The following is a 3339-nucleotide window of genomic DNA, read 5'->3' on the forward strand; positions in this document are numbered from 1 at the left end:
ACATTTTATGATTAAATTTGAAGATAGGATTGGTAGCCTATGAAAAATTTACACAAAAGTCTGTAAAGGGTCTGATTCGAAATATCCTTTGATTTCTAAATCATGGATTAATAACTGGGATAATTTGACTATATTCTTGCAATACCCTCCCAAAATTAACCTATCTAATAAAGATGAGATGGCTTTAGAATTACTAGCTTAGTTTACGTCGAACTCAGATTATTATAACAGTTAGCTCTTTTGAAGCTTTTAACTCAAGTGAGTGAGTCCATTTAATCCTCCCATGGCTGAAACTTTTTTAAATCAAACGGTGATTGATCACTAAATCTTGCTAATGGTTGATAATGTCCAGATTTGTTATCCCAACTTACTACCATACCATTATCAAACTCGACTGTTCCAGCATAAGTAACGGCTTTACCTGAAGCAATATTATCATGGTGAAGTATAGGATCAATATAAAGGTCAACTTTATGACCTGAATGTGAAATTATTGAATTTAAAAATGGATTCTGTGGAGATTCTTTACTATTAATCGTTATAAAGTTAAATTTACCTGATAATTTTTCACCTTGCTCATTTGTAAAATATTTTTCAGTATCATCAAGATAGACTTGTTGTCCTTCGGGCTTATCCTTATATGGTAACAATTGTACGTTCAAATTTTTAAATTCAGTATCTATCTTAACATTTAGAGAATTTCCCCTTTCAAATTCTTCACCATTAGTTGCTTTATACAAAGATACTTCTTCTGTTGAAGCTCTATAGGATATTGTTATAGGAGTGGTACATTTAACATTATGAACTAGAATATTAATCTTACCTACAAAGTAGTGGTGCTTGTTATATATTTCTAAATTATAAACATTAATAGGTTTGTGATCTTTATTATATAGCTCACCACAATGACTTGTTTTATTTATTGGACAGATAAGTTTAATCTTATCTCCTGCTTGAGATATTAATGTGTCATCTGATCTAACTCTAGATATACTAATATAATGAGTATTCTTTCCTATTATATTATTTACTGTTCTATTCTTAACATAATACTTATGTCCAAGTGTTGAAGTTACTTTGCTAATCTTACCTGTAGTTAAATCTTTAAATGTATATGTTTTAACTACAGGAGCATAGCGTTTAAATGTACCTATTACTGGATATGAGCTTTGTTTTGACCAATTAATTTTTGAAGTGTCTAATTTTGTTGGTTTTAATGCTACTACTGTAACGTACATATGTTTAATATTAAACTCAGGTAATGAGAAGTTACCTTTATTACCAACTTTATCTAGATGGTTAGTTTTAAGCCAACTTATAGGTCTAAGTAATTTAATCTCAGCTCGATATCTTTTACTATTTATATAATCATAAGCTTTAAGCTCTACTTCTTTCCATGTAGTAGGAGTAATAGCTAATTTATCATAGTTAGGTAAACTAATAGTAAAGCCTAATTGAGTATATAAATACCCTAATATGAAAGTAAATAATATTTTTTTATACATATGACTCTTTAAAAACTAATCTTTTAGTTTATATAAAATAATATTATAGTTTTACACCAAAAGTTTACTCTAATGATGAATACAATATTTATATTTACATCATAATTTGTATAGTTTACAAAAGTATACTTTTAGGTATTCTATTAGATATATCTAGATATTTTATAGTGGGGAATTTTTTAGGACAGTATTTGGTCAAAAAATAGATGTCAAATTATCAAAAACATTTCCTATTCTAACTTTACCAAAATACACATCAGCAGGAGTTTTATATTCCAAACTTTGATGATATCTATCAGTATTATAATACTCAAAGTAATCAGTCAGAGCTTCTCTAACTTCAGCTACTGACTCAAATTCTTTAAGGTATATACATTCGTATTTAACACTTCTCCATAGACGCTCAATAAATATATTATCAAAGCATCTACCTTTGGCATCCATACTAATTGAAACACCTTTATTTAGCAAGGTGTTTATCCAAGCATTTGAAGTATACTGTGCTCCTTGATCTGTATTGAAAATCCCACAGATGCTATTATCTAAAGCTCTTTTAAGAGTATCAATACAAAACTCCGCTTCTAAGCTAATGCTTAATTGCCAATCTATAACATACCTACTATACCAGTCCATTATTGCTACAAGATATATATGCCCATGTTTCATACGAATATAAGTTATATCTGAGCACCACACTTGGTTAGGATAGTAAACACAAATACTTTTCATAAGGTATGGATATATCTTATGTTCTTGCCTAGATTTTGCGCTTGTATTTGGCTTTGGGTATATAGCTTGTAAGCCCATCTTATCCATCAAGTATCTTACTTGATTTCGAGTAACATCGTATCCAAGGTTATTTAGGTATACCACGATCTTCCTAGAGCCTTCATGTGGCCTCGCTGTATAACGTTCATCTATTAAACGCATTAAGTTTTCAGTATGTTCATCCACACCTTTGTACTGATAGTAATATACTGATCTATTTAAGCCCAAAAGCTGGCACTGCCTAACTATTGAGAGGTTTATAGTGGGGAATTTTAGAGGCTTTGAATACGATTTTTTAGAGTAACACTCGCATAAAGGGACTATTTCGGGAATGTTTTAAGTTTTAATCTCTGGGTTCAAAATAGTTATTTACTTTTTTTAATTCTATTGTACAATATAAAGTACAACAAGATATAAAAGGGTGATTTTATATGAAAACAGCAACATATTCGTTTTTTAGAGAGAAACTTTCTAGCATGCTTGATTTTGTTAATAAAAATCATGAACCATTAATAATCACAAGAAAAAATGGTTCAAATGCGGTTCTTATTTCTTTAGATGATTTTAATTCATATGAAGAAACATCATATTTAATGCGTAGTCCAAAGAATGCTGAAAGACTAAGAAATTCTATACGCTCCTTAGATGAAGGCAAAATTAAAGAACGTGAGCTAATAGAATGAAGATTTTGTTTACAGATGAAGCATGGGAAGAATATCTATATTGGCAAAAATACGACAAAAAAATTATAAAAAAAATAAATGCATTAATAAAAGAGATTAAAAGAACTCCTTTTGAAGGAACAGGGAATCCTGAACCATTGAAATATGATTTATCAGGATATTGGTCTAGAAGAATAGATAGAGAACATAGGATAGTATATAAAATAGGTAATGATCTATTATCTATTGTTCAATGTAGATATCATTATTAAATAATTCTGTACAAAAATATCTTAGACTTTTGAGAAACCGTATTATGGAGTATATTTTGACCCTTTACAGACTTTTGTGTAAATTTTTCATAGGCTACCAATCCTATCTTCAAATTTAATCATAAAATGTGC

General features: G+C 29.3%; 4 protein-coding genes. 2 read left to right on the plus strand and 2 right to left on the minus strand.

The window, feature by feature from the left end; genetic code table 11:
* Window positions 1-272: 272 nt before the first annotated feature.
* Both AB8E56_RS11335 and AB8E56_RS11340 read right to left on the minus strand, forming a co-directional pair.
* Window positions 273-1505: a hypothetical protein gene (locus AB8E56_RS11335; protein WP_329481186.1), complete on the minus strand. Its 1233-nt coding sequence runs from the start codon at window positions 1503-1505 to the stop codon at window positions 273-275.
* Between the two features lie 195 nt (window positions 1506-1700).
* Window positions 1701-2606, minus strand: coding sequence for an IS3 family transposase (locus AB8E56_RS11340; protein ID WP_329481191.1), 906 nt, complete (start codon window positions 2604-2606; stop codon window positions 1701-1703).
* 98 nt (window positions 2607-2704) lie between these two features.
* On the opposite strand from AB8E56_RS11340, the gene AB8E56_RS11345 reads away from it, so the two are divergent.
* Both AB8E56_RS11345 and AB8E56_RS11350 read left to right on the plus strand, forming a co-directional pair.
* Window positions 2705-2956: a type II toxin-antitoxin system prevent-host-death family antitoxin gene (locus AB8E56_RS11345; RefSeq protein ID WP_329481188.1), complete on the plus strand. Its 252-nt coding sequence runs from the start codon at window positions 2705-2707 to the stop codon at window positions 2954-2956.
* A complete protein-coding gene (locus tag AB8E56_RS11350) occupies window positions 2953-3207 on the plus strand; it encodes a Txe/YoeB family addiction module toxin (RefSeq protein ID WP_329481189.1) in 255 nt (84 codons plus the stop codon). Before AB8E56_RS11345 ends, AB8E56_RS11350 begins: the two co-directional genes overlap by 4 nt.
* Window positions 3208-3339 lie beyond the last annotated feature (132 nt).

This window comes from Francisella sp. 19X1-34, from assembly GCF_041102755.1.
In the GTDB taxonomy this organism is placed as follows: Bacteria; Pseudomonadota; Gammaproteobacteria; order Francisellales; family Francisellaceae; genus Francisella.